Source organism: Bacillus sp. MAG717A, from assembly GCF_036884855.1.
Classification (GTDB): Bacteria; Bacillota; Bacilli; order Bacillales; family Bacillaceae; genus Bacillus; species Bacillus safensis.
On record NZ_CP145733.1, the window covers coordinates 762,434 to 787,169 of the forward strand.

Consider the following 24,736-nt stretch of genomic DNA (forward strand, 5'->3'; position numbering starts at 1 on the left):
CCTTACAGTTCAGGTTTTGCTTTATGATGATCTGTTGCTTGCTCAAAAGCGTGAGCCACGCGGTACACTGTTCCTTCGTCAAAGTGCTTGCCGATGATTTGCAGTCCTAACGGAAGGCCATTTGCAAATCCACAAGGCACACTGATTCCTGGAACGCCTGCAAGGTTAACAGGGATCGTTAAAATATCGTTTGCGTACATAGTCAATGGATCGCTTGTCTTTTCACCAATGTTAAATGCAGGAGTTGGCGTTGTCGGTCCTACAATGACATCATACTTTTCGAAAACATCTTCAAAGTCTTTTTTGATCAATGTACGGACTTTTTGCGCTTTTTTATAGTACGCATCGTAATATCCTGAGCTTAGCGCGAATGTACCAAGCATGATGCGGCGCTTCACTTCGTCTCCGAAGCCTTCAGAACGAGTATTTTTGTATAAATCAATCAGGTTGTCTGCATTATCTGTACGGTAGCCATAGCGGATACCGTCAAAACGTGCAAGGTTTGCAGATGCTTCTGAAGAAGACAGTAAGTAGTAAGTCGCAAGCGCATATTTAGAATGCGGTAGAGACACTTCTTCCCACGAAGCACCAAGTCCTTCTAATACTTTTAACGCTTGAAGAACAGACTCTTTTGCTTCCTCGCCAACACCTTCGCCAAGATATTCTTTCGGCACAGCGATTTTCAGACCTTTGATGTCGCCAGTTAATGAAGAAAGAAAATCTGGTACATCGACATTTGCACTTGTTGCGTCCATTTGATCGACACCAGAAATCGCTTGAAGAACATAAGCGTTGTCCTCTACATTGCGTGTAATCGGACCAATTTGGTCTAATGATGAAGCAAATGCAATTAATCCGTATCTGGATACACGTCCATATGTCGGTTTAAGACCTACAACTCCGCAGAAAGATGCCGGCTGACGAATAGAACCGCCTGTATCTGATCCAAGTGAGAACGGTACTTCACCTGCTGCAACTGAAGCTGCTGATCCACCACTTGATCCGCCTGGAACGGTGTTTAAATTCCACGGGTTTTTCGTCGCTTTGAAGCCTGAGTTCTCCGTAGAAGATCCCATTGCGAATTCGTCCATATTTAATTTACCGATTGTGACTGCTTCTGCGTCTCTTAGGCGGTTCACAACGGTTGCATCATAAATTGGATCAAAGTTTTGCAGGATTTTACTTGAAGCTGTTGTACGCAAATCCTTTGTAACAATGTTATCTTTCACACCGATTGGCATACCGAACAATAGGCCAAGCTCGTCCTTTTCACCAACTGCCTCGTCCAATTCCTTTGCATACGCACGAGCTTTTTCTTCGTCCAATGCAAGGAATGCTTGTACTTTCCCGTCTACTTCATTGATTCGTTTATAAGACTCGTCCACTAAATCAGAAACAGACAGTTCCTTTTTATGTAAAAGCTCTTTTAATTCAGAAATTTTGTGATCAAACAGTGACATGTCTCGGGCCTCCTTTAGTCCAAAATTGATGGCACACGAATATAGCCGTCTTTATGATCAGGCGCGTTTTTGACGACTGCCTCAATGGAAAGACCTTTATTCGGAACATCTTCTCTCATGACGTTTTTCATTTTTAATACGTGTGTAGTAGGTTCAACGTTTTCCGTATCTACCTCGTTTAACTGCTCTGCAAATGAAATGATGCTATCAAGCTGTTCTGTAAACATCTCAGCTTCTTCTTCTGTAATCGCAAGCCTTGCTAAATGCGCAACGTGCTTGACTTCTTCTATTGAAATTCTTGACATGCAGGTTCACCTCCAAAAATGATGCGTGATCGTGGTCATGATCATAAGTCATATACACTTTATCATATCAAATTTTACTGTTCTAAAGCAACTTTACGCAGGCTTGAGAAGGTAGCCATTCTCCCCATCACCCTTAAAACCAGAAAGTATGAAAATGATTTGTAACAGAAATTGATTATTTATCAGAAAATTTTTTCTTTTAAATGTTTTTGATAACGCTTACATATAGATTCTTATCAATCATTTATGCATTTTTTTATGTAAGAAAGAGGTTTAAGAAGGTTGATCAGCAGGGAATACTCTGTTAGGTTAAGTAACCATAGCAGTGAGCAGACAGACGATTGGAATGTTCTTGTATATTTTGAATGAGGTGATGTCAAATTAATACGAAAAAGGTGATATGGAAACATGAGTATTGAGATTGGAATTTCTCTAGCTATTTATTTTATTGGAATGCTGGCCATTGGCTGGTATGCATTTAGAAAAACAAATGACTTAAATGATTATATGTTGGGCGGACGAGGGCTGGGTCCTTACGTGACAGCTCTATCTGCTGGTGCTTCAGATATGAGCGGCTGGATGCTCATGGGGCTTCCAGGCGCGATGTATACAACTGGGCTTTCGTCAGGATGGCTTGCTGTTGGTTTGATTAGTGGGGCTTACTTGAATTATCTATTTTTAGCTCCTCGCTTACGATCGTATACTGAGGTTGCTGATGATGCGATCACCATTCCAGACTTTTTTGACAAACGATTTAAAGATTCTTCTACTTTATTAAAAGCTGTCTCAGCTGTCATTATTATGATTTTCTTTACACTGTACACCTCATCAGGTATGGTATCTGGCGGTCGTTTATTTGAATCTGCGTTTGGTGCCAATTATATATTTGGTTTAATTTTAACCTCTAGTATCGTGATCTTATACACTTTATTCGGCGGCTTTTTGGCAGTGAGTTTAACTGATTTTGTTCAAGGAGCCATTATGTTTTTAGCATTAGTGCTCGTGCCGATCGTTGCCTTTACTCAATTAGGTGGCCCAATTGCCACGTATCAAGATATCCAACAAATTGATCCAAAATTGCTTGATATATTCAGAGGAACGAGCGTCATTGGCATTATTTCCTTCTTAGCATGGGGGCTTGGTTACTTTGGACAGCCGCACATCATTGTTCGCTTCATGGCCATTACGACTGTAAAAGATTTAAAACCAGCACGTCGTATCGGGATGAGCTGGATGATTGTGTCTGTTATTGGTTCACTGTCTGTTGGATTAGTCGGTGTAGCTTATGTACATGAGACTAGTACCACTTTAGCAGACCCAGAAACCATCTTTATTGTGTTTTCTAAAGTGTTATTCCACCCGTATATTACTGGATTTTTACTCTCTGCTATTTTAGCTGCGATTATGAGTTCGATCTCTTCACAGCTGCTTGTGACTGCAAGTGCAATGACAGAGGATTTATACCGAACCTTCTTTAGAAGAAAAGCGTCAGACAAAGAACTAGTGATGATTGGGCGTATGTCTGTATTGGTGGTTGCCATTATCGCGCTTTGTCTTTCACTTAATCCAAGTGATACCATTCTTGACCTTGTTGGTTATGCTTGGGCAGGTTTTGGATCTTCATTTGGTCCAGTCATCCTTCTATGCCTATATTGGAAGCGAATGAACCATCACGGTGCACTTGCAGGAATGGTTGTAGGGGCAGTTGTAGTGTTAACATGGATTTCAACCGGCTTGAATAATACAACTGGTTTGTACGAAATGGTTCCAGGATTTATTTTGAGTGGTTTGACTGCCATCATTGTCAGCCTCTTGACCAATAAACCATCTAAAGCTTCTAAGAAGCTGTTTACCAAAATGGAAGATCATCTTGAGGAAGAAACAAAATAAAGAATTGAAGAGTCATCTGCCCTATGCGGATGACTCTCTTTTTAAATAAAATAAAAAGCTTTTCTTTCTTCAGAAACTGAATAAAATAAGAGTTGTGCAGCCATATGGGCTGTGAGAAGATCATATACATGTTGTGAAACGTACATGAAGTGAAAGGAGCGATACGCATGTTTTGGACAATTGAATGGGATACAGTCTTAAAATTAGCCGTGGCCACCTTAATCGGGCTGATTATCGGGCTTGAACGAGAGTTGAAGAAAAAGCCCCTCGGCTTAAAAACGTGTATTGTCATTGCTGTCAGCTCCTGCGTCTTAACCATCATCAGCATTGATGCAGCCTACAATTTCCCTCGAGTCTCTAAGCTTCAAATGGACCCACTCAGGTTACCGGCGCAAATTATATCTGGTGTTGGTTTTATTGGAGCAGGTGTGATTCTTCGAAAAAGCAATGATGTCATCTCAGGTCTCACGACTTCTGCGATGATCTGGGGAGCAGCAGGACTTGGGGTTGCAACCGGTGCAGGATTTTATAAAGAAGCCTTCCTCAGCCTTTTCTTTATTCTGATTAGTGTCGAATTCCTGCCATGGCTCTTCCAGCGGATCGGACCGATTCGCCTGCAGGAAAAAGAAATCCGCATCAGAATGTCTCTTTCTGACAGAAACCGCATGACCGATATTTTAAAAGAAATGAAAGCCCTCAATATCCGCATTCATTCTGTACGAATTGATGATTTAAAAGAAAAAGACTATCCAATCATGGAAGTACGCGTACGTGTGCATAAAGACCGCTATACAACCGATGTGTACTTTGATATTAAAGATCTAGAAGGCGTCGTTGGCGTGAAGTGTGATACGGTGTAGTCATAAAAAAACCCCTTGCTGTTTAACACAGCAAGGGGTTTCTTCTATCGTGCCAGCTGTTGAAAGTCAAAAGGAGTAATGGGTGTTTTTTGCTCAATTTCCTTTCGAAAACATGACAGCATGGCTTTTTCGTCAGAAGTCAATGTTTGGAGATCAAATGCTTGATGTAAAAGCCCATAAATCAGCATATGACGCAGCATGAGAAAATCAGGGATTGTTGCCAGCCACGCGTCATCAAGCTCATTCTCCTGTCGATAGCCTTTTAGAAAATGACTCATAAATTCTGCCGTAAATTCAGCTTTATCATCATATGGAATCACTGGATACCAAAGAACATTGTATAGCAAAATACTAATATCATTGATAAACCAGTGATATCCAATATCATCAAAATCGAATGCGATAATCTCTCCTTGATGATAATGAAAGTTCCCGTGATGCAAATCGGCATGCACCAGCCCATACACATCCTTCGAAATTCGGAGCTGGTGAAGCTTTTGCATTAGTTCATCTTTTCTTCGCAAAACAACCGTTTGATCAGAAGGGATATATTGTTCAAGCTTTAATTGCTCCTCTTCATACCACTCTTGACGCTTATAAAGAGGATCTTTTACTTGATATTGTTTTGTTATTTGATGCATTCGTCCTGTATAGGACCCTAACGCTTCAAACAGCTTCCCATTCCAATCTCCTTCATTCACTTTTCTCCCCGGTGCTTTTTCATACACACGGAGTAAAAATGCGCCTCCGGCTTGATCAGGAATGGTTTCAACGTCTTTTCCTCTTGCTGATGAAATCGGCTTTGCTACGGAAATACCATGATGAGACAGGAATCGAAGCCAGTCCATTTCTCCTAAAATATATGTGGGTGAGCGACGAATGGTATGGGTGATTTTTAATATATAATTCTCCCCATTCATTGCCTTATATTCATACACATAATTTTCTGCATCGGCTAGAAATGTCACTTGGTCAAGCTGAAAGTCATACAAGTGAGCCGCTTTCTTTAAGACTTTCTGTTCATCGTATCGTGCTTTTACTTCTTTATGCATGCTGATTCTCCTTTTATCGTCTTTTTAAATGTTCTTGACGGTAATCAGCATTATACGAGCATCAACATACCAGCCTTTCTTCTTGATTTATACTAATACTTTGACAAGAGTCTGGAAATTCCTCTTATTTAGTCATATATATGAACAGTCGGTTCTTTGTCCTCAGCACTTTTTGTGATCAAGGCTTCTTGTTGATCAGAAGATGTGATGTTGATTTCAATATTGGTACTCTTGTAGTAATCCATGACTTCTCCGGTTAAATATTGTGTGAAGGCTACGACTTCCGTTTTTCCATAGAACTGCATTGGAATTTCGATTTTCATTTTTTGCAGGTTGCCGTTCTTATAAAAACCTTTTCCTACAACACCAGTGTAATTCGGGAAGTAGTCTTCGACCTTTGTCTTGAAGCGGTCAAATCGCTCTGAATCATCTTTGTAGCTGCTTTTCGCACTATCTGAAGGGAAGAATACATTCTCCTCTTTGATTGTATCCCAATTTCCGATATCAGCGGAGCCTGCTTTCACATCTGTTTTGGCGATAAAGTTACCTGGAACGATAGATGATTTTGGTGCTTGCTTATAAAGGGCAATCATGACAGGCACTTTTTGCAGTCCGTCCATTTGACGAATGCGCTTGACCACTTGTTCAGCGATTTTTTCACCCTCTGCCAAAAGTTTCTTTGAATTTTTCGATGAATCGATGGTCACCTCTTGCTGCGGGTCACCGATCTTTTCACGGTAATAATAAACAGAGTTTAGCGCAAGACCAATGACAACTCCGCCAAGCTGTAAGCTGTTTTTGTCTTTTCGAATTAAGTAATTATGCTCTAGCATTGAAGCTAAGTAAATTGGACTATTTTCATTTTTAGACTTTGTTGAACCCGAGTTTGGAAGAGCAGGATTTAAGCCTAGATTCTTAAAGTCTTTATCTTCTTTTTCTGCCTTTTTCAGATCACTGCCTGTTTTTTTGCGCGCCAGCCAGCTGAGAACAGTGTCCTCATCTAAATGCTGTCCTTCTTGGAATAGATAGTCGTTTGTATTAAATGACTCTGTTGCAAGGCGCATGAGTCCTGTTTCAAATTCATCAATGTCCAAGCGTGTATTGAGACGCTCCGCCGTTAGACCTCTAGCAGCTCCTTGTTTAAACGGCAGCACCATTTTGTAATAGGAGTCTGAGATATTGTACATCGGGATGATGGCTGTTTCCTTTGTTTCCTTCGTTTCATCCGTTTTTTGTGTGACCTCTTCCTCTTCCTTTCCCCCAAAAGGTGCACACGCTGACAATACCAGTGTGAGCATTGTCAGCAGCAATAACAACTTTTTCAATAGAAAACACTCCTCTTATTTCTTTAGCTCCTCGAGCATTTTAGCTTCGTCCCAAATTTCAATATTGAGTTCTTCTGCCTTTGTCAGCTTACTTCCCGCTGCTTCTCCGGCAATGACTAGGTCTGTTTTTTTACTCACACTGCCTGCCAGCTTTCCGCCTAATGCTTCGATCGCTGCTTTTGCATCGTTTCGAGCCATTTCTTCTAATTTTCCTGTCAGCACAATGGTTTTTCCTGCAAAGTAGGAATCACTTTCTTCTGCTTTTACCGGCTTTGGCCCTGTGTAGGTCATATTGACTCCGAGCTCTTTTAATTCGTTCAGCAGATCAAGTATTTCTTCTTTCTCAAAGTACGTGACGACGGCATCAGCCATTTTTTCACCAATTTCGTCGACTTCAAGTAATTGTTCTTTCGTCGCTTGCTTTAATTGATCGATGTTTTCGAAATGCATTGCCAAGGTCTTTGCCGCTTTTGAACCAATAAATCGAATACCGAGTCCAAATAGTAAACGCTCAAGAGAGTTTTCTTTCGATTGTTCAATTGAACGCAGTAAATTGTCGACAGATTTTTCGCCCATTCGTTCAAGCTGAATGAGCTCTTCTTTCGTTAATCGATAAAGGTCGGACACACGAGAAACGAGCTGTTCCTTGAAGAGCTGTGTAATGACCCGCTCGCCAAGTCCATCAATATTCATCGCATTACGGGAAACGAAGTGAATGAGTCCCTCACGTATTTGGGCAGGACATTCTGGATTGATGCATCGCAAGGCCACTTCGCCTTCGATTCGCACCAGCTCACTATGACACTCTGGACATTCAGTTGGCATGTGAAACGGCTTTTCTTCCCCTGTCCGCTGATCAACAAGGACACCTGCGACTTCAGGAATAATATCCCCGGCTTTTTTCACAATCACTTGATCAAAATAGCGAATATCCTTTTCTTTGATCAAATCTTCATTATGAAGAGATGCACGCTGCACTGTCGTCCCTGCTACTTTGACAGGCTCAAGAATCGCTGTTGGTGTAATCACGCCTGTACGTCCGACACTTAGTTCAATATCAAGCAGCTTCGTTACGACCTCTTCAGCTGGAAACTTGTACGCAACTGCCCAGCGCGGGCTTTTTGCTGTGAAGCCGAGCTCTTCCTGCTGAGCCAGTGAATCGACTTTAATGACAATTCCATCGATTTCATATGAAAAATCGGCACGCTTTATTTTTAATGTTTCAATGAGGTCGATGACTTCTTCGATCGTTTGGCACATCCGTCTTTCTTTGTTGGTTTTAAAGCCAAGTTCGTCGAGAAAATCAAGTCCTGCGCTTTGCGTTTCAACACCAATTTCATCAAGCTCCGCTATACTGTAGACGAATATATCAAGGTTTCGTTTCGCTGCAATTTTCGTATCAAGCTGACGAAGTGAACCTGCAGCCGCATTACGCGGGTTTGCAAACGGCTCTTCTTCGTTTTGTATTCTTTTTTCATTTAATGCTTCAAAAGAAGGTTTTGGCATAAATGCCTCGCCTCTCACTTCAATCGACAGAGGGCGTTTGATTTTAAGCGGGATGGAACGAATCGTTTTGAGATTTTCAGTAATATCCTCACCCGTTGTTCCATCGCCGCGCGTCGCTCCTCGGACAAACACGCCATTTTCATAACGGAGAGAAACAGCGAGTCCATCAATTTTCAGCTCGACATTGTATGCGATATCGTCACCGACTGCTTGACGAACCCGGCGGTCAAAATCAAGAAGGTCCTGTTCATTAAACGCATTCCCAAGGCTGAGCATTGGTGTGCCGTGACGCACTTTTTGAAAGGCGTCTAAAACAGCGCCGCCTACTCTTTGTGATGGAGAATCTGCTGCTTTTAAGTCAGGGTGCTCTTCCTCCAAAGAGATCAGCTCACGCATCCGCGCATCATATTCAGCGTCAGGAACACTTGGACGATCAAGTGTATGATATTCGTAGTTGTATTGATTCAAAATCTGGTGCAGTTCCTCGATCCGGCGTTTCGCTGCTTCTTTATCCATCTGCTTCTTCCTTTCAATTCATCCGTTTTGTCAGTCCTATCAGTTTATTGCTTCTCGATTGGTGCAAATGCTGCTAGAAGACGCTTAATGCCTGTAGGGCTTGGGAACGCAATATCAAGCTCTGTGCTGTCTCCGCTGCCTTTCACACTCACAACCGTACCAACGCCCCATTTTTTATGGGCCGCTTTATCGCCCACAGCCCAGCCAATACTGCCGCCGCCTGTGTTTTGAATGGTTTGTGTTTGCGGACGTGAGACAGGTCCCCGTCTTTGCGGTCTTTCTCTTGTTTGGCCAAACGGTGTTTTTGTTTCTTTTTTCTCATTTAGGTTGTCCAATAAATCGGCTGGTATTTCTCGAATGAATCTTGATTCAAGGTTCATGTTCGTTCGGCCGAAAAGTGTTCTCATTTTCGCACTTGATAAATAAAGCTCTTCTTCAGCCCGTGTGATGCCTACATAAGCGAGGCGGCGCTCTTCTTCCATCTCTGCATCTTCCATTAATGAACGGCTGTGCGGGAAGACACCCTCCTCCATTCCCATTAAGAAAACAACAGGGAATTCCAAACCTTTTGCGGCGTGAAGTGTCATTAAGATGACAGCATCCTGATCTTCTTCTTCATTTTCATCCAGCTTATCAATGTCTGCGACGAGGGCGAGATCTGTCAGGAAGGTCACAAGTGACTTGTCTTCATTTTGTTCTTCAAAGTTCTTCGTGACGGATAGAAACTCGTCAATATTTTCTAAGCGGCTTTGTGCTTCAATCGTTTTTTCGAGCTTCAGCGCTTCACGATAGCCTGTTTTCTCTAAAATTTCTTCTGTTAATTCTGTGACAGATAAATAATCCTGCATGTTCGTCATTTGATCGATGAGCTGTTTGAACTCATCAAGTGCATTGGCTGCTCGTGCACTCAGTCCAATGAAATCCACCTGACCAAGTGCTTCAAACATAGACAGGTCATTCATCTCCGCATATGCTGCAATTTTATCAACAGATGTCGCACCGATTCCGCGCTTTGGTACGTTGACAATTCGTGCAAAACTAATATCGTCATCTGGGTTTGCCACTAGGCGTAAGTATGCCAAAATGTCCTTGATCTCTTTTCTGTCATAGAACTTCGTGCCGCCGACAATGTTGTATTGAATGTTGGCTTTCATTAACGTTTCCTCTATGACACGAGACTGAGCATTTGTTCGGTAAAGGATCGCAAAATCGGATAATTTGCGCTTTCCGCTTTGATGCAGCTGACGAATCTTTCCTGCGACAAATTGTCCCTCACCGAATTCATTATCTGCACGGTAATAGGCAATCTTCGCCCCTTCATCATTTTCTGTCCAAAGATTTTTCGGCTTCCGGTTTGCATTGTTTTGAATCACCGTATTTGCGGCATGCAAAATGCGTTTCGTCGATCTGTAATTTTGCTCAAGCAGAATCACTTCACTGGATGGATAATCTTTTTCAAAGGAGAGAATGTTTGTAATATCCGCTCCGCGCCAGCGATAAATAGACTGGTCAGAGTCACCGACAACACATATATTTTGAAAACGCTGAGCGAGCAGTTTCACAAGCATGTACTGCGCTCTGTTCGTATCTTGATACTCATCCACATGAATGTATTGGAATTTCCGCTGATAGTGCTCTAACACTTCAGGGATGCGCTCAAATAGACGAATCGTCATCATAATTAAATCATCAAAGTCGAGTGATTGGTTTTTGAGTAAACGCTTTTGATAATCTGTATAGACATCGCTGACCACTTGATCATAGAAATCACCGGCTGTTTTGGCGTATTCCTCTGCGTCAATGAGTTCGTTTTTTGCACTGCTGATCGATCCTAAAATGCTGCGTGGATCGAACTTTTTAGGGTCGATATTCCGTTCTTTTAAAATGTTTTTAATGACTGAAAGCTGGTCAGATGTGTCTAAAATAGAGAAATTGCGATTCACACCAATGCGGTCAATATCGCGTCTTAAAATACGGACACACATGCTGTGGAACGTAGAAATCCAGATGTCATCTGCGCCAGGCCCTAAAATAGCCTGGACACGTTCACGCATTTCACGTGCTGCTTTATTTGTAAATGTAATCGCTAAAATGTTCCACGGAGCCACATGCTTTTCTGCCATTAAGTAGGCTATTCGATGTGTGAGCACCCGTGTCTTCCCGCTTCCTGCTCCTGCCATCAACAATAAAGGACCGTCTGTTGCTTTGACTGCTTCTTTCTGTGCGTCATTCAGGCCTTCTAATAGATGATTCGATATTTCATTCATTCCATTCACCGCCAATTCGAACTTATGTTCTATTTTAACCCGTTTCGTCTAATTTGACTATGATGACTTTTTGACTGCATCCACTGTCTTTAATGCTTCTTTGAAATTGTCATAAATGACGTTTCCTACAACCACGACGTCTGCATGCTGGGAGAAGTCTTTTGCCTGCTCAGCATTCTCGATGCCACCGCCATAAAAAAGAACTGTTTCATCAAGCACTGCTTTTGTTTCTTTGACAAGCTCTATGTCTCCAAGCGTTCCGCTGTATTCCAGATAAAAAATGGGCAGCCTCATCAAATGCTCTGCCACTCTTGCATATGCCCTGACGTCATCGATATCCAGCGCTGTATTTGCCTCTGTGAGCTTGGCCGCTTTACAATCTTCATTTAAGATGACATAGCCTTCAGGCACAATCTCTTCCATTGACATCAAATCACCGAATTCCTTCATCGCGTCCTTATGAAGCCCAACAATCCAGTCAGGGTGAGTACTGTTTAAGACAGTCGGGATGAAATACAGATCAAAGCCCGGCACAATCATCTCATGTGTGGAGATTTCGAGCACACATGGCACTAGAAAGCGGCGGACCTTTGACATCAATTGAAGCACGTTGTCCTCTGTCACATGATCACTTCCGCCAATTAATATGGCATCCGTCCCAGATTCGCAAATCGCTTCTAGCTGTTCATCGGAAATTTCTTTATTTGGATCGAGTTTAAAGACATGCTTCCACTCGGTAACATCATACATGAAAAACGTTCCTCCATTCGTTTCATTCCATTTAAATATTATAACAAAATCAGTGACCGCAAAAAATGGGTAACCTCCTTCAGCTAAAAGTTTCATTCTTTTGAAAATGAGCGATTGTGACTTTAGATAAAATGGCTGGAGAATAGATGAAAAAATCGACTTGGAGAGGAGCTGAAAGAGGTTGATATTTTGGCACTTTGTCACATGCTATTATACAATAAAGGAATATTTTACTATAGATTTAAAAAAGATCTATTGAAAAGAGGTGACTCTTTTGAAAAGAACGATTACATATGAACAAAGTATAGATATCGGATACATCTATATCACCCCGCAATCGGAGCGTTTGAAAATCAAAGAAACCATTGAATTAGATGTCAATGAATGTATCAATGTAGATATCGACAAAGAGGACCGAGTGGCTGGATTGGAGTTATTTGCAGAAGAATCCGAAGTGCTGCGGAACGCTCCGGTTTATGAGGATCATCTTTCTTTACGTTTGACGGATCAGGAAGTTCTCTCAACCTATCATCTGTCAGGCGTTGAATTCCAATTCTCGACATCTGATCACAATGGGCTGATCGGTTTTACCATTGTCGATCCTCTTCGATATAACATCACAAGAAAAAAACCGTTTTGATCTTTCAAAACGGTTTTTTTTCAAACTATTGTCTCGCTTCATTAAAATAATGGACGGATGTCATGGCCCCTTCGTCGACCATCTTGTTGTCTTGGATATCTAATGGATCTGGGTGGCCGGCTTTTTCAGGAACCTTTTCATCTGACCGGAACATGCTTGCCCATTTTTTCAGATGCTGTTTATTTTTTACCGCTAATAACACAGCTCCTCCAACCCCTAATCCTGCAAGTACATACGTATTTGGACGCTTATTCATGTATGTTCCCTCCCCTTATGATCTTATTTGTAAGTTACCCCGCCTTTTCATTTCTAAACGTCACAATATGTTGATGTGGTTTCTCTTTTTATGAAAAGTGGAATAACAACAGCAATGAAAGAGAAAAGAGGGGATCTTCATGACCACAACCTTAATGATCATCGGCACATTGCTAATCATTTTTTTGATCATCCCAATCATTCTATTGATCTGGATTTGGATGAGGGATGAAAAACAAGAAGAACATTCAGTTCTACGAAATTATCCGGTCATTGGAAAGCTGCGGTTTATCTTTGAAAAAATAGGACCTGAGCTTCGCCAATATCTGTTTCTGAATGACCGAGAGGAGCTGCCCTTCTCAAGAAGAGAATACGAGCAGGCGGTCATGTCAGGAAAGTACAAAAGCCGGACAATGGGCTTTGGATCAAAACGTGATTTTGACAAGCCAGGCTATTACATTCGAAACGTCCTGTTTCCAAAGCAGCGAGATGAACTACGAATCGATCAATCTGAAAAAATCAAAACAAAAGTGTATCAAATTGATCAAGACAATTTACTGCGAAGAAGTGAACATTTCAAAGAAGTTGAAGCAAATCCTTACTTTCTCCATCAAGAGGATGTACAAGTCATTGGCGAACACACATGTCAAAAGCCTTTCCATGTGAAAGGACTGATCGGCCAATCCGCTATGAGCTATGGCTCCTTAGGCGACAGGGCCATTACAGCTCTATCCTCAGGATTAAAAATGGCCGGCGGTACGTGGATGAACACAGGTGAAGGCGGTCTTTCTCCTTATCACCTCAAAGGCGGCGCAGATATCATTTGTCAGATTGGGCCCGGTTTATTTGGCGTTAGAACAGAGGATGGCGCATTTTCTTTTGAAGAATTCAAGAAAAAAAGCGAACACGAGGAAGTCAAAGCCTTTGAACTCAAGCTGGCACAAGGAGCAAAAACACGCGGTGGTCATATTGACGGCGAAAAAGTAACGGAAGAAATTGCGAATATCCGTAAATTGCCGCCTCACCAATCCATAGACAGCCCAAACCGCTTTGAGATGTTCCACTCCATTCCTGACATGTTTGATTTCATTGAGGAGCTGCGGAGTATAGGCGGAAAGCCAGTTGGAATCAAACTTGTTGTCGGACATAAAGAAAATATTGAAGAGCTTGCCAGCTATATGAAAAAAAGCGGCAAACACCCTGATTTCATTACAGTCGATGGCGGAGAAGGCGGTACAGGGGCGTCCTTTCATGAATTGGCGGATTCCGCAGGGCTGCCAATTTTCACGGCACTCCCTATGGTTCATCAAATTTTGAAAGAATACGGTGTCAGAGATCAGGTGAAGCTCTTTGCTTCTGGCAAGCTTCTCTCACCTGATAAAATTGCGATTGCCCTTTCAATGGGAGCTGACTTTGTGAATATTGCTAGAGGTCTCATGTTTTCAGTCGGATGCATTCGCGCCCAAGTCTGCCACACGAATAAATGTCCAGTCGGGGTCGCCACAACTGATCCAAAGCTGCAAAAGGGTTTATCGATTGAAGAAAAAAAATACCGAGTGTGCAATTATATCCTGTCTCTTAGAGAAGGTTTATTTAACTTATCCGCAGCTGCGGGAATAGAATCGCCTATTCATTTTAATGAAAAACATATTATTTTTAGACAGGAGAATGGTGAAACAAGCGAAGTGCCGATGTTCTCAGGCACACAGCCATCTGTCTAGCTTGAAAAGGTGCGGAAACGCGCCTTTTTTTATTGACATTTTCGTATAAAGTTAGCAAACAGTAGAGTTTAAGAAAATCATCTCAAACGAAGATAGCATCTCCTATGAGGGAGAAAGATGGTTTATGGGCGAGCTAAAGTAAAAAAACAGGGACCATTTATCAGTCCCTGCCCGCTTTTAATAAAAAAACTGCAAACAAGTCCATTTTTCGTGAAAAGGATTGTTTACAGTGAAAGCTGCTTTATTTTGTTTCGTTATTTTCCTGCTGTTCGGCTACGCGGTCAAGTGCCATCGTATAGGCATCGTTGCCGTAGTTCAAGCAGCGTTTGACACGTGAGATAGTTGCAGTGCTTGCACCTGTTTCCGTCTCAATTTTATGATACGTGTTTCCCTCGCGAAGCATACGTGCTACTTCAAGACGCTGTGATAAAGATTGGATTTCATTGATGGTACACAAATCATCAAAGAATCGATAACATTCTTCCAGGTCTTTAAGGGATAAGATGGAGTTGAATAACTGATCTAAGCTTTTGCCCCTTAATTTATCAATTTGCATCTTAATACATCTTCTCCTTTACTATTGCCACACCGCTTCGCACGATCTTCTTCTAAGAAAGCGGTATCTTTCCTGACTAATTTTTTTAAAACCTCAGCAATGAGCTTTGAACAGATCATGACAGGTTTGGTTCTACGCTGAAAATGCCGTCAGGTTCTTTCGTAAGCCGAAGCTTCTTTATCGTAAACAAATTCGACAAGTTCTGTCATTTTCCTTGTATGACAATCTGACAAACTTGTTTGCTTCCTGTATAAAGATGACTTCTGCTTGGTTAGGTCTTCTGCCCTAATATATAGACTTTGCGAAAAGCTCAGCGAGACCCACAAATATGCGCCCCGCCTTGCTCGATCATTCAAAATATGCTGGCCGGTCAGCGTAACCGACAGAATCATTTTACAATTAGAGTACTTCATTCGTCATGTCAAAGCCCTCTGCTTTGTCAACAGCTCCACATAAGATCATGATCACTTACATGGCAGTGAAGAGAACCATAGCTCACTTCTGCCCTATAACAGCATTCAGAAATGCGGCAAAGATGATACAGCTCCACTCTGTTATATTTTAACGCATTATAGACGGAAAGAGTACAGTTTTTTTCATGACATCAAATATTCCTCTTGGTGTCACTCGAATATACGGCAAATGTGTACTTTGGAAAAAGACAAGTGTATCAATTGGGCAGTCAAATGGATAGCCGCGCTCAATGAGCAGCTCGCGTAATGTTTGTTCCTGCTGAAGAACAGTCTCAAATGGTTCAGCCGATGCACAGCCTGATAATTGCAGCGGGATTTCATGCAGTATTTTCCCGTTCTCTGTGAGGACGATTCCCCCGCCAATTTCTTTCATCCGCTTATGTGCCAGCATCATATCGTCTTTATTTTTCCCGATTACTAAAATGTCACCCGTGAGCGAAAATGAGCTGACAAAGCCTTGCACTTTGTTTGCGAATCCTTTTAGCATCGTATTCACACGCCACTCGCCTTTTCGGTCAATCAGGCTAAAGAAGCTTTGATCATGATCACATGACAGCTGGTTGATTGAGTTATCAATTTCCACTGTATAAGGCTCCATGATGACGGCATTTCTCATCTTCACACCTAGCGGCATAGAGAATTGCAAATCACTCATCGTCAGATCATACCCCAAATCTAATGGAAGAAGCCCGCCATTTTCCCATTTTGTTTCTTGGAATTGATGCTGGTTCTCGCCATCTAATTTGAGGATAACCCCTTTAGATATGACTGTTTCAGGATTTGGGTTCATTGGATCATCTAAAATATTCAAAGAAGCCAGCCGTCCAGGACCGACAACGCCTAATAAGTCATCAATTTGATGGTATTTTGCAATGTTAAATGTCGCCATATTATACGCATCAATGATCGGCACGCCTTCTTCAAGGGCAATCGAAATCAAGCGGTTAATCATGCCTTCCTCATAAAAGTGAGGAGCAGCACCATCTGTTGTATAGAAAAAGTGGTCATAGTGTCTAAAATCACGCTCATGCAGTTCTCTTAAAATGTTCACTAAATCTGGACGGATGGAAGAATGCCGCAATGAAACATGATAGCCAAGGGACAGGCGTTTTAACACATCGTCCGCATTCATCGCTTCATGATCACTGTCTGCGCCAAACAGCTTCATTTTTGTTAGCGTTTTCTCAGAAGCACCGGGAAAATGCCCTTCAATTCGTTTTCTCTGCTTCTTCGTTTCTTGCATGCAATATAAAATGAGATCATCACCGTCCATCAATCTTGGCCAGCTTGTTAATTCGCCGCCTTGAAGGACGTCAGGATGATCAATCCATTCCTTCCGGTAGTTGACAGGCAGCATCTCATCTTCATATCTGACTTCCGTTTGAAGATCGTATCTGGACCACCAGAAATACTGAAATGGCTGCTTTTTTAATTCACATAGAGTGGAAAGCGCTTTCTTTTCATTGCTTTGCAAAAGAAGAAATAAGTTATCGCTGACCATTGTTGTTGTGCCAAATTGAGACACATATTCTGCAAGTGATTGGGGATTATAAATATGGAACGGGTGCGCGTGAGGCTCTATATACCCAGGCACAATGTATTTCCCTTCACAATCAATCACACGTTTAGCTGATTTATTTTGAGGAAGCTCTGCTCCGACATAAACAATTCGATCATCATGTATCCAAATATTTGCCTTCACCCATTGCTTCAAAAACGGGTTAAGCACGAGTCCATTCGTTAAAAGGAGTGTTGGAACTATTTTTGAGTCGACTACATCGATTTGTGTGCGGATGTCATTATTTCTCCAATTAAAAGTACGTTCGGACATTCACATACTCTCCTTCATTTGTATTAGCCCTATCGTAACATAACGAACCACGTTACGCATTAATGAAACGTTACAATTTCTTGAAATCACACTTAAAATAATTTAAAAAAGGAGATTCACCTTCAATGAAACCTAATCTCGGCTTAATGGAAGCGCTCATTAGAATTGCCTGCGGAATGACAATATGTACTGTAGCTGGATCCTTATATGCTAGAAAACCATGGAGTAAAATGCTGCTTTTGGGCATCATGTTTGGCGGTATGAAACTAGGATCTGGCATTCTTCGTTTTTGTCCAGTGACATATATGTGTGAGCAGCAGGACACACATAAAGAGAAGGCTGAGTAAGGCAGCCTTCTTTTTTATGTTCATTTTCATCTCATTCCGCTGCTTCACACCATTCGACCATTGTCCCTGCAATAATTTCTGCTGCTTCTATCACATGCTCAATGTCGATAGATTCATTCGGAAAATGGGCAAGCTCTGTTGTTCCAGGTCCAAACACGATAATGGGAATACCTGCTGCCTGTGACAGTAATCCGCCGTCAGTTCCCCAAGGGGCGGCTTCGATCTTCGGCGGCTGCTTCATGACCGCTTCATATTGTTCCTTCAATAAACCTAAAAGCGGATGATCCGTATCGATTGAACCCGGAAGCCATCTTGCACCAAACCATTCGACCTCAACAGGCTGCTCTTGGAACCATTCATCTTTTTCTCCGAGTCCTGCCATCCAATTTTCTAGTTCCTTTTCTGCCTGTTCTACTGTCTCACCCGGCATCACCCCGAGCCTGCCTTCCATTGTGACAAGGTCTGCTACAGAGGATGGCCAATCACCGCCTTGAATTTTCCCAATATTGATCGGAATCGGAATTGGGATATGCTGAAACAGCGGCTCCGTGATTCGCTGATTTCTTTCTTCTTCTAGTGCCGCTATATGTGAAAGGACAATCGTACTCTTTTCAATAGCAGAAACGCCGTGATATCTTGTTCCGCCATGAGCAGCCCTTCCTTTAATATGCAGTCTGAACCATTTAGATCCTTGCTGAATCGGAAAGATTTTCATATGACTTGGCTCTGGGATGATGGCTGCATCTGCTGTATATCCTCTCAGTATGGCTGCAAGGGTGCCTGCACCGCCGCTCTCTTCTTCAACAACACTATGAAACACGACATCTCCCTTCAGCGGAATCTGAAGTGCATGCAGTGCCTCAAGTGCAAAGAGTAAAGAAACGTTTCCACCTTTCATATCTGTTGCCCCGCGTCCATAAAGTCTCCCGTTTATGATATGCCCGCTGTAAGGCGGATATGTCCATTGTTTGTGATCTCCTGCTGGGACAACATCCACATGCCCATTTAATAAAATAGATTTGCCGCCGCCTTTTCCTTTCAATCGTCCGGCGACATTAGGACTTCCTTTAAAAGAACGCCTCGGGGAATAAAAATACGGATGGTTCAGCAAGTCATCTCCGCCAATGTCCCATACGTCCACATCAAAGCCAATGGCAGAAAGTTTATTTGCTACGATTTGCTGTACCTCTTGCTCATTTCCTTGTGTGCTGTCACATTGCACCATTTGCTGAAGAAGCGTCACGGCTTCCTCCTTATGCTCTTTCATCCAGTTTCTGATACGTGTGGTTGGCTGCAAGTCGGTCATCCTTTCTACACAACAGATTTGACATCAGGCGCTAAAATGAGCGGCGCCTCTGTCGCCCTCATGATATCTTCCGGCTGAAACGGCGGCATGACTTCACGCAAAATGAGCAGCTGTGATTTGACCTCAATGACTGCCATATCTGTAATAATCAAATCCACACAAGACTTAGCTGTTAAAGGCAGCGTGCAGGCGGCTTTTATCTTAGATTGTCCGTGTTTATCAAGGTGGCTCATCACGACCACTACCTTTTTCGCTTTTTGCGCGAGTTCAATCGCTCCGCCCATACCCGGTACTCGTTTACCTGGTACAATCCAATTCGCAAGATCCCCCTGACTACTGACTTCTAGTGCACCTAAAATCGTCATATCCAGCATCCCTTTGCGAATGATGCCAAAAGCGGTTGTGCTGTCCATATATGAGCCGCCTTTTGTTAACGTAATAGGGAAACCTCCGGCATTGCACAAATTCGGATCCTCTTCCCCTCGTGCTGGTGAAGCGCCTGCTCCCATAATGCCGTTTTCTGCATGCAGCCACACCTCGTAATGTGCTGGGATGTATTCAGCTGCAAGGGTTGGGATGCCAATCCCTAGATTAACGATCATCCCATCTTCAATTTCCTGTGCCGCACGTTTGGCTATGCGGTGTCTTAAATCGATGTCTCCCATGCCCATGTCCAGTTCACTCCTTTTGATTGCACGATCTGGTTCACAAATACTCCTGGCGTCACAATTTCCTCTGGATGAAGCCTGCCCACAGGCACAATCTCTTCTACTTCTGCAATGGTCCAGTCTCCTGCCATCGCCACAATCGGGTTTGTATTCCGTGCACTTTTATCAAAAATCAGGTTCCCTGCTTCATCTGCTTTGAGGGCATTCACAATCGCAATATCCGCAGTCAGCGCAGGCTCAAGAATATACTTCTTTCCATCTAGCGGAACCAATTGTTTCTCATCAAGATTGAGGCTATCCATACCGACATCTGTCACAATGCCCGCTAAACCCATTCCGCCTGCCCTGATCTTTTCCGCTAGGATGCCCTGCGGGTAAAAAAGAACGTCTAGTGTACCCGCCTGCATTTTCTGCCCGGCAATTGGATTAGAGCCAATATGTGAAGCAATGATTTTCTTCACTCTTCCTTCTGTGATCAGCCTGCCAACACCGATTTGTGGGAAGCCTGCATCGTTTCCGATCAATGTCAGGTCTTTGATATTGGCTTCTAGGATGGCATCGATCAATGATGGCGGTGACCCTACACCGCCAAACCCGCCAAACATGATGGTCATCCCGTCCTTAAAATGTGTGATCACTTCATTAAGACTCGCTGTTTTGTTCATCCTCTTTCCTCCCTACATGGCAGATGGGAAAAACCCTCGATTGATGACTTCTTGTTCGACCTGTGTCATTGTCTGCCCGAATAAATGAATCAGTTCATCCATCTCCTGCTGCGTGATGGAAAGCGGCGGTGCGATCATGACTGCTGCACCTCCTACGCCATCCTCTCCAGCGCTTGCTGGGTAAACAAGCAAACCATGTTGCTTGGCCGTCTCCACAACTAAATGCGTCATTTGAGCATGGGCAGGAAATGGTGTTTTCGATAATCGGTCTGCGACAAACTCAATGCCAATGAGCAATCCCTTTCCTCTCACATCTCCTATGATGGAATGTTTTGATTGCAAATCCTTTAAAGCATTCATTAAATATCGGCCAGACAAATCAGCCCGTTCAGAAAGCTGGTGTTTTTTCATATATCGAATGACAGCCAGTGAGACGGCTGCTGAAAGCGGATTGCCGCTATATGTGTGGCCTGCCATCACAGAGCCCGAACCGCTGAGAATCGGTGCAATCACATGATCCGCTGAGACAGCTGCCGCAATCGGTGAATAGCCGGCGCTCATGCCTTTTCCGAGCACCATAATATCTGGTACGACGCCCCAATGTTCCATGGCAAACATTTTCCCAGTTCGTCCAAAGCCTGTCATGACTTCATCTGCAATCATTAAAATATCGTTTTCCTCACAAACTCGCTTCATCGCCTCAAAATATCCATCTGGCGGTACAAGTGCCGCGCCCGCTGCTCCAACAATCGGCTCTGCAATAAAAGCCGCAATTCTCTCTTTTCCTATACGCTGAATGACGGTTTTAAATTCCTGTACATACCATTCGACCTGCTTGCTTTCTTCCTTTGGCAGCCATGAACGGTAGCTGTATGGCGGAGACAGCACCGGGTGTTTTTCGAGCAGTGGTTCAAAGCGCTCTCTCCTTGCAATATGTCCTGACATCGACAGCGCACCAAGTGTGATGCCGTGATAACTCATCCATCTTGAGATAATGTGATTCTTCTCTGCCTTCCCCTGCTCCTGCCAATGCTGAATGGCAATTTTCATGGCGGTCTCTGTTGCCTCTGATCCGCTTCCGACAAAAAAAGACCAGTTTAGGTTCCCTGGGCAGAGCGTACTCAATTCATAGGCAAGTTCTTCAGCTGGTTCATTTGTGAATTGTGATCTGTACGTAAAGCTCACCTTTTCCGCTTGCTCTGTCATGGCATCAATGATGTCTCGTATGCCATGTCCAATACTTGCCGTGACAGCACCAGATGAGCCGTCTAAATATTTTTTCCCGTCCCGATCATATAAATAAATCCCCTCTCCTTTCACAGCCACAGGATAATGCTGATTCAACATTGGTTTGATTAAGTAATCCCGGGTCTCCACTTTGTTATTCCTCCCTCTCTCGTCAGCAGCTGCATCTTTCTTTTTTCATGAATCGCAAGAAAATTTTGTATACTTGTTATAAGATTAGCTTAATCAAGAGGGCAGTCATCCTCCATTCGCCACATGCCCGAATTTCACACGTATTTTTTATACATTGTGTATAAGAGTGTTCAAAAGGAGGTCATGAGTCTATGGCGATTCTCGTCAAAGATGCACTCTCGCTCGATATCATGAAGGAAACAAAGCTGCTTGCTGGAGAAAATGGACTGGATCGCCTCATTCAGTGGGTGACCATCGTGGAAATTATCGAAGATACTTCAAGGCTTTCAGAAGGAGAGCTGCTTGTCACAACCGGTTTTGGGCTTGCAGACAATAGGGAAAGGCGCACTCGGCTTGAGGAGCTGATTGAATCTCATCGTCTATCAGCCATTGCGATTTATAAAGGCGTGTACTTAGCGGAAATTCCTGCATCACTGATCGAAGCGGCCAAAAAAAGCGGCATTCCACTCATAGAGATTCCTTCACATGTCAACTTTTCAGACATTACAAAAGCCGTCCTAGAGCAAATCGTCAGCAGCCAGCTTCATCAGCTTAAATATTCTTCAGCCATTCACCAAAGACTGACTCATTTAAATGTCAGCAATAAAAATGTCACACAAATTACAGATGAGCTGGCACATCTCACTTCGGCAAACATCGTTGTGCTTGATGTTTTTTTACATCAAACAGCTGCTCACCTCGAAACAGACGAAGTAATTTATTCTCCTGCATTTGGCTTTCAAACAGATCACGAACCAATTGAAACGACACCTCTTCTCAAGCAGGCTGAGGAGAAAGGGCGGCTCGTCTATGACACGTGCGGTGCGTTTGTGCTGGCTGCGTGCCCCGTCATTGCAATGGGCGATATTTTTGGGTTTATTGTGGCTTTAAAGAAAAAAGAAACGTGGCACCATCTCGACGCAATCGCCATCGAGCATGCCGGAGCCGTGTATGCGATTGAATGGCTGAAGCAAAAAGCCATTCAAGATACAGAAAACCAAATGCAAGGTCATTTGTTAGATGATATTTTGCAGCAGCAATACACAGAAGAAAGCTATGTCATCGAGCAAGCAACAAAGCTGCAATATGATATGAGCGATGAGCAGGTGGTCATCTACTTTCAATTTCAGCATCAGCACACTCAGCTCGATCACCAAATGATGCAGCGCCTATCTCAATTGCTCACGTCGATATTTGAACGGAGACATATTCCTTTTTTACTTAAGACAAGGCTTGATTCCATTTTTGTTCTTACCCCCGCAGGAAAAAAAGCGTTTCAAGAAACGGAGTGGTATCGCGCAGCAGAAGAGTGCCGGAGCACTTGGTCTTATTTTTTTCCCGTCCATCCGATCGTGATTGGCATTGGGAGAGCCTATGACCAGATCGGTCTCTTTGCAAAAAGCGCGAAGGAAGCACAGTATGCAGCAAGGCTTCTTCCGCTTTTAAAGACAGACGAATGCATCATTCATTATCAGAAGCTCGGCTTATACGGGATGCTTCTTGAAATGAATGAAGCGGGTATGAATTTGCATGACTTTTACGTGGAGCTGTTAAGTCCTTTGCTTTATACGAAAAAACAGGGAGCAGACCTGATCCATACACTCGAAGTGTATTTGGCCCACAATGAAAATATTCAAAAATCTGCGGGAGAATTGTTTATTCACAGACATACATTAAGCTACCGGCTGAAACAAATTGAAACGAGAACAGGCTGCAGCCTCAAATCCACGGATGATCGGATGAAGCTGCAGCTCAGTATCATGGCGTACCGCCTATCTGGTCTGCTTGATCAGATGAGAACCATTTCATGATTCATTCGGCGTTTTGACCCATAGATTCATATCTTCAATTTTGTCAAAAATATAGCAATTATTTTGGAAGCGCCCGGTATACGTATAACCGAGCTGATAAAACACTTGATTCATTCCATAGGACAGTGCACGTGCGAGAGAATAAAAGACATAAATGTGCATGGATTGAAGTTCCTTTTCGAGTGCTAGAATCAAATGATGCATGAATCCTAGCTTTCTATATGATGGAAGGGTTGCACAATCTGTTAATTCCGCATGACCATACGGCGCATTGATTTCAGCGGATGCTGCACTCACAATATGCCCGTCATGTTCAACGGCATAAAAAACCGTCCCTTCCTCCATCACCTTTTGAATGTAATCTGGCTCGTTCATTGGCGTGGGATATGTTTCAAAGACGGTATCATAGAGCTTTGCCAGCTTGTGAATATCCTGCGTATCCGCTTTCCTCATCACATACTCATCCTGCCACGTGCCTTGATCTTTTTTGAGAGGCTTTTCTTGAATAGACGTAACAATTTCATCTTCCTTCAGCCAATACGGGCTGTTCATTCGACTCTCCGTCAGAAAGAGCGACATGCCGTACGCATCACTTCCAAGAAAATAATGAGAAAAAACACCTTCAAGCCGAAAGCCTTTTTCTAAAAAAAGAGGCATATGCTCACGCCTGACTTTCACAATGACCTTAGAAGCCTTACAGTCCGCCGCTTCCTGAAGAACCGACTGAATCACATCCCGCACCCTGCCGCTATAGTCATCCAAACGGATTCGCTCATTAAATGAATCAATACAGATCGAGGCAGAAAAACGCTCGTTCGCAAGTTCCTTCAATTGCACCATATACTCATCCTCTCTTATAAATCAGCTAATAAAAAAAATCCAAATGGAACATGAAACAATGACGATATCAGAAAAAATCGACATGATCATATACCTAATGGCTGAGCCTTTTTTGGCTTTGTTTTGCTTTCTCGCTTCATACATGATGAGATTTGAGAACAGTATAAATAAAATAAATAATACGATGGCAAATAGAATGATTCCTTGAATGACCATGCTGCCTCCTCATAAATTCGTCATCCCATATTACTTCTTCATATTCGAGCATCATCCCTT

22 protein-coding genes are annotated in these 24,736 nt (G+C 42.9%); 6 read left to right on the forward strand and 16 right to left on the reverse strand.

The annotated features are described in order from the left end of the window. Nucleotides 1-2 precede the first annotated feature (2 nt). Nucleotides 3-1,460, reverse strand: a complete 1,458-nt coding sequence (gene gatA / locus V6Z54_RS04010; protein ID WP_048239989.1) for an Asp-tRNA(Asn)/Glu-tRNA(Gln) amidotransferase subunit GatA — start codon at nucleotides 1,458-1,460, stop codon at nucleotides 3-5. 14 nt (nucleotides 1,461-1,474) lie between these two features. Continuing rightward, the gene (gatC, locus tag V6Z54_RS04015; RefSeq protein ID WP_024424549.1) at nucleotides 1,475-1,765 is read right to left on the reverse strand and encodes an Asp-tRNA(Asn)/Glu-tRNA(Gln) amidotransferase subunit GatC; all 291 of its coding nucleotides are present in this window, start codon (nucleotides 1,763-1,765) and stop codon (nucleotides 1,475-1,477) included. Between the two features lie 408 nt (nucleotides 1,766-2,173). On the opposite strand from gatC, the gene putP reads away from it, so the two are divergent. Beyond that, entirely contained in the window at nucleotides 2,174-3,655 is a 1,482-nt protein-coding gene (gene putP, locus V6Z54_RS04020; protein ID WP_041087115.1) for a sodium/proline symporter PutP, read from the forward strand. A gap of 161 nt (nucleotides 3,656-3,816) precedes the next feature. Continuing rightward, entirely contained in the window at nucleotides 3,817-4,515 is a 699-nt protein-coding gene (locus tag V6Z54_RS04025; protein WP_169510856.1) for an MgtC/SapB family protein, read from the forward strand. A 44-nt stretch (nucleotides 4,516-4,559) separates the two neighbouring features. Here the strand turns inward: V6Z54_RS04025 and V6Z54_RS04030 are convergent, their stop codons facing one another. The 5 genes from V6Z54_RS04030 to V6Z54_RS04050 all read right to left on the reverse strand — a co-directional run bounded on the left by V6Z54_RS04030 (nucleotide 4,560) and on the right by V6Z54_RS04050 (nucleotide 11,931). Beyond that, nucleotides 4,560-5,567, reverse strand: a complete 1,008-nt coding sequence (locus tag V6Z54_RS04030) for a phosphotransferase (protein WP_338527730.1) — start codon at nucleotides 5,565-5,567, stop codon at nucleotides 4,560-4,562. 128 nt (nucleotides 5,568-5,695) lie between these two features. Beyond that, nucleotides 5,696-6,865 (reverse strand): CamS family sex pheromone protein, encoded by a 1,170-nt coding sequence (locus tag V6Z54_RS04035; RefSeq protein WP_231120231.1) that lies wholly within the window; start codon nucleotides 6,863-6,865, stop codon nucleotides 5,696-5,698. Between the two features lie 42 nt (nucleotides 6,866-6,907). Continuing rightward, nucleotides 6,908-8,914, reverse strand: a complete 2,007-nt coding sequence (gene ligA / locus V6Z54_RS04040) for an NAD-dependent DNA ligase LigA (RefSeq protein WP_058837834.1) — start codon at nucleotides 8,912-8,914, stop codon at nucleotides 6,908-6,910. A 44-nt stretch (nucleotides 8,915-8,958) separates the two neighbouring features. After that, nucleotides 8,959-11,181, reverse strand: coding sequence for a DNA helicase PcrA (gene pcrA / locus V6Z54_RS04045; RefSeq protein WP_024426683.1), 2,223 nt, complete (start codon nucleotides 11,179-11,181; stop codon nucleotides 8,959-8,961). 57 nt (nucleotides 11,182-11,238) lie between these two features. Beyond that, nucleotides 11,239-11,931 carry a heptaprenylglyceryl phosphate synthase gene (locus V6Z54_RS04050; protein WP_041087107.1) on the reverse strand — a complete coding sequence of 231 codons (693 nt, stop codon included), beginning with the start codon at nucleotides 11,929-11,931 and terminating at the stop codon, nucleotides 11,239-11,241. A 274-nt stretch (nucleotides 11,932-12,205) separates the two neighbouring features. Between V6Z54_RS04050 and V6Z54_RS04055 the strand changes: the two genes are divergently transcribed. Continuing rightward, nucleotides 12,206-12,571, forward strand: coding sequence for a DUF2283 domain-containing protein (locus V6Z54_RS04055; RefSeq protein WP_041087105.1), 366 nt, complete (start codon nucleotides 12,206-12,208; stop codon nucleotides 12,569-12,571). 25 nt (nucleotides 12,572-12,596) lie between these two features. On the opposite strand, the gene V6Z54_RS04060 is transcribed toward V6Z54_RS04055, so the two are convergent. Beyond that, nucleotides 12,597-12,827: a hypothetical protein gene (locus V6Z54_RS04060; RefSeq protein WP_041087103.1), complete on the reverse strand. Its 231-nt coding sequence runs from the start codon at nucleotides 12,825-12,827 to the stop codon at nucleotides 12,597-12,599. Between the two features lie 139 nt (nucleotides 12,828-12,966). On the opposite strand from V6Z54_RS04060, the gene V6Z54_RS04065 reads away from it, so the two are divergent. Beyond that, nucleotides 12,967-14,547 (forward strand): FMN-binding glutamate synthase family protein, encoded by a 1,581-nt coding sequence (locus tag V6Z54_RS04065; protein ID WP_041087101.1) that lies wholly within the window; start codon nucleotides 12,967-12,969, stop codon nucleotides 14,545-14,547. A gap of 241 nt (nucleotides 14,548-14,788) precedes the next feature. On the opposite strand, the gene V6Z54_RS04070 is transcribed toward V6Z54_RS04065, so the two are convergent. Next, on the reverse strand, nucleotides 14,789-15,103 hold the full coding sequence (locus tag V6Z54_RS04070; protein WP_024424524.1) for a YerC/YecD family TrpR-related protein: 315 nt from the start codon (nucleotides 15,101-15,103) through the stop codon (nucleotides 14,789-14,791). A gap of 561 nt (nucleotides 15,104-15,664) precedes the next feature. Next, nucleotides 15,665-17,407, reverse strand: coding sequence for an adenine deaminase C-terminal domain-containing protein (locus V6Z54_RS04075; RefSeq protein ID WP_041087099.1), 1,743 nt, complete (start codon nucleotides 17,405-17,407; stop codon nucleotides 15,665-15,667). Nucleotides 17,408-17,532: 125 nt separating this feature from the next. Here V6Z54_RS04075 and V6Z54_RS04080 point away from each other — a divergent pair, with 125 nt between their 5' ends. Further along, nucleotides 17,533-17,754, forward strand: coding sequence for a DUF2892 domain-containing protein (locus V6Z54_RS04080; RefSeq protein ID WP_024424522.1), 222 nt, complete (start codon nucleotides 17,533-17,535; stop codon nucleotides 17,752-17,754). A 31-nt stretch (nucleotides 17,755-17,785) separates the two neighbouring features. On the opposite strand, the gene V6Z54_RS04085 is transcribed toward V6Z54_RS04080, so the two are convergent. The 4 genes from V6Z54_RS04085 to V6Z54_RS04100 are packed head-to-tail and all read right to left on the reverse strand — an operon-like array spanning nucleotide 17,786 to nucleotide 21,770. Further along, on the reverse strand, nucleotides 17,786-19,051 hold the full coding sequence (locus tag V6Z54_RS04085) for a peptidase (RefSeq protein ID WP_338527731.1): 1,266 nt from the start codon (nucleotides 19,049-19,051) through the stop codon (nucleotides 17,786-17,788). A 14-nt stretch (nucleotides 19,052-19,065) separates the two neighbouring features. Further along, the gene (locus V6Z54_RS04090) at nucleotides 19,066-19,731 is read right to left on the reverse strand and encodes a 3-oxoacid CoA-transferase subunit B (RefSeq protein ID WP_338527732.1); all 666 of its coding nucleotides are present in this window, start codon (nucleotides 19,729-19,731) and stop codon (nucleotides 19,066-19,068) included. After that, a complete protein-coding gene (locus V6Z54_RS04095; protein WP_073979908.1) occupies nucleotides 19,707-20,393 on the reverse strand; it encodes a CoA transferase subunit A in 687 nt (228 codons plus the stop codon). Before V6Z54_RS04095 ends, V6Z54_RS04090 begins: the two co-directional genes overlap by 25 nt. 12 nt (nucleotides 20,394-20,405) lie before the next feature. Next, a complete protein-coding gene (locus V6Z54_RS04100) occupies nucleotides 20,406-21,770 on the reverse strand; it encodes an aspartate aminotransferase family protein (protein ID WP_305960692.1) in 1,365 nt (454 codons plus the stop codon). Between the two features lie 191 nt (nucleotides 21,771-21,961). Here V6Z54_RS04100 and V6Z54_RS04105 point away from each other — a divergent pair, with 191 nt between their 5' ends. Then, nucleotides 21,962-23,620, forward strand: coding sequence for a PucR family transcriptional regulator ligand-binding domain-containing protein (locus V6Z54_RS04105; RefSeq protein WP_338527733.1), 1,659 nt, complete (start codon nucleotides 21,962-21,964; stop codon nucleotides 23,618-23,620). On the opposite strand, the gene ablB is transcribed toward V6Z54_RS04105, so the two are convergent. Next, a complete protein-coding gene (ablB, locus tag V6Z54_RS04110) occupies nucleotides 23,615-24,460 on the reverse strand; it encodes a putative beta-lysine N-acetyltransferase (protein WP_338527734.1) in 846 nt (281 codons plus the stop codon). The genes V6Z54_RS04105 and ablB overlap by 6 nt on opposite strands. 21 nt (nucleotides 24,461-24,481) lie before the next feature. Next, a complete protein-coding gene (locus V6Z54_RS04115; RefSeq protein WP_041087085.1) occupies nucleotides 24,482-24,676 on the reverse strand; it encodes a hypothetical protein in 195 nt (64 codons plus the stop codon). Between the last annotated feature and the right edge of the window lie 60 nt (nucleotides 24,677-24,736).

What these genes read in the sequence shown, in the direction of transcription:
- V6Z54_RS04050 (WP_041087107.1), bottom strand. Translation starts at nt 11,931, where the DNA reads ATGTATGATGTTACCGAGTGGAAGCATGTCTTTAAACTCGATCCAAAT.
- V6Z54_RS04065 (WP_041087101.1), top strand. Translation starts at nt 12,967, where the DNA reads ATGACCACAACCTTAATGATCATCGGCACATTGCTAATCATTTTTTTG.
- V6Z54_RS04030 (WP_338527730.1), bottom strand. Translation starts at nt 5,567, where the DNA reads ATGCATAAAGAAGTAAAAGCACGATACGATGAACAGAAAGTCTTAAAG.
- V6Z54_RS04115 (WP_041087085.1), bottom strand. Translation starts at nt 24,676, where the DNA reads ATGGTCATTCAAGGAATCATTCTATTTGCCATCGTATTATTTATTTTA.
- gatC (WP_024424549.1), bottom strand. Translation starts at nt 1,765, where the DNA reads ATGTCAAGAATTTCAATAGAAGAAGTCAAGCACGTTGCGCATTTAGCA.
- V6Z54_RS04080 (WP_024424522.1), top strand. Translation starts at nt 17,533, where the DNA reads ATGAAACCTAATCTCGGCTTAATGGAAGCGCTCATTAGAATTGCCTGC.
- V6Z54_RS04105 (WP_338527733.1), top strand. Translation starts at nt 21,962, where the DNA reads ATGGCGATTCTCGTCAAAGATGCACTCTCGCTCGATATCATGAAGGAA.
- ablB (WP_338527734.1), bottom strand. Translation starts at nt 24,460, where the DNA reads ATGGTGCAATTGAAGGAACTTGCGAACGAGCGTTTTTCTGCCTCGATC.
- gatA (WP_048239989.1), bottom strand. Translation starts at nt 1,460, where the DNA reads ATGTCACTGTTTGATCACAAAATTTCTGAATTAAAAGAGCTTTTACAT.
- putP (WP_041087115.1), top strand. Translation starts at nt 2,174, where the DNA reads ATGAGTATTGAGATTGGAATTTCTCTAGCTATTTATTTTATTGGAATG.
- V6Z54_RS04075 (WP_041087099.1), bottom strand. Translation starts at nt 17,407, where the DNA reads ATGTCCGAACGTACTTTTAATTGGAGAAATAATGACATCCGCACACAA.
- ligA (WP_058837834.1), bottom strand. Translation starts at nt 8,914, where the DNA reads ATGGATAAAGAAGCAGCGAAACGCCGGATCGAGGAACTGCACCAGATT.
- V6Z54_RS04035 (WP_231120231.1), bottom strand. Translation starts at nt 6,865, where the DNA reads ATGCTCACACTGGTATTGTCAGCGTGTGCACCTTTTGGGGGAAAGGAA.
- pcrA (WP_024426683.1), bottom strand. Translation starts at nt 11,181, where the DNA reads ATGAATGAAATATCGAATCATCTATTAGAAGGCCTGAATGACGCACAG.
- V6Z54_RS04095 (WP_073979908.1), bottom strand. Translation starts at nt 20,393, where the DNA reads ATGAACAAAACAGCGAGTCTTAATGAAGTGATCACACATTTTAAGGAC.
- V6Z54_RS04060 (WP_041087103.1), bottom strand. Translation starts at nt 12,827, where the DNA reads ATGAATAAGCGTCCAAATACGTATGTACTTGCAGGATTAGGGGTTGGA.
- V6Z54_RS04070 (WP_024424524.1), bottom strand. Translation starts at nt 15,103, where the DNA reads ATGCAAATTGATAAATTAAGGGGCAAAAGCTTAGATCAGTTATTCAAC.
- V6Z54_RS04090 (WP_338527732.1), bottom strand. Translation starts at nt 19,731, where the DNA reads ATGGGCATGGGAGACATCGATTTAAGACACCGCATAGCCAAACGTGCG.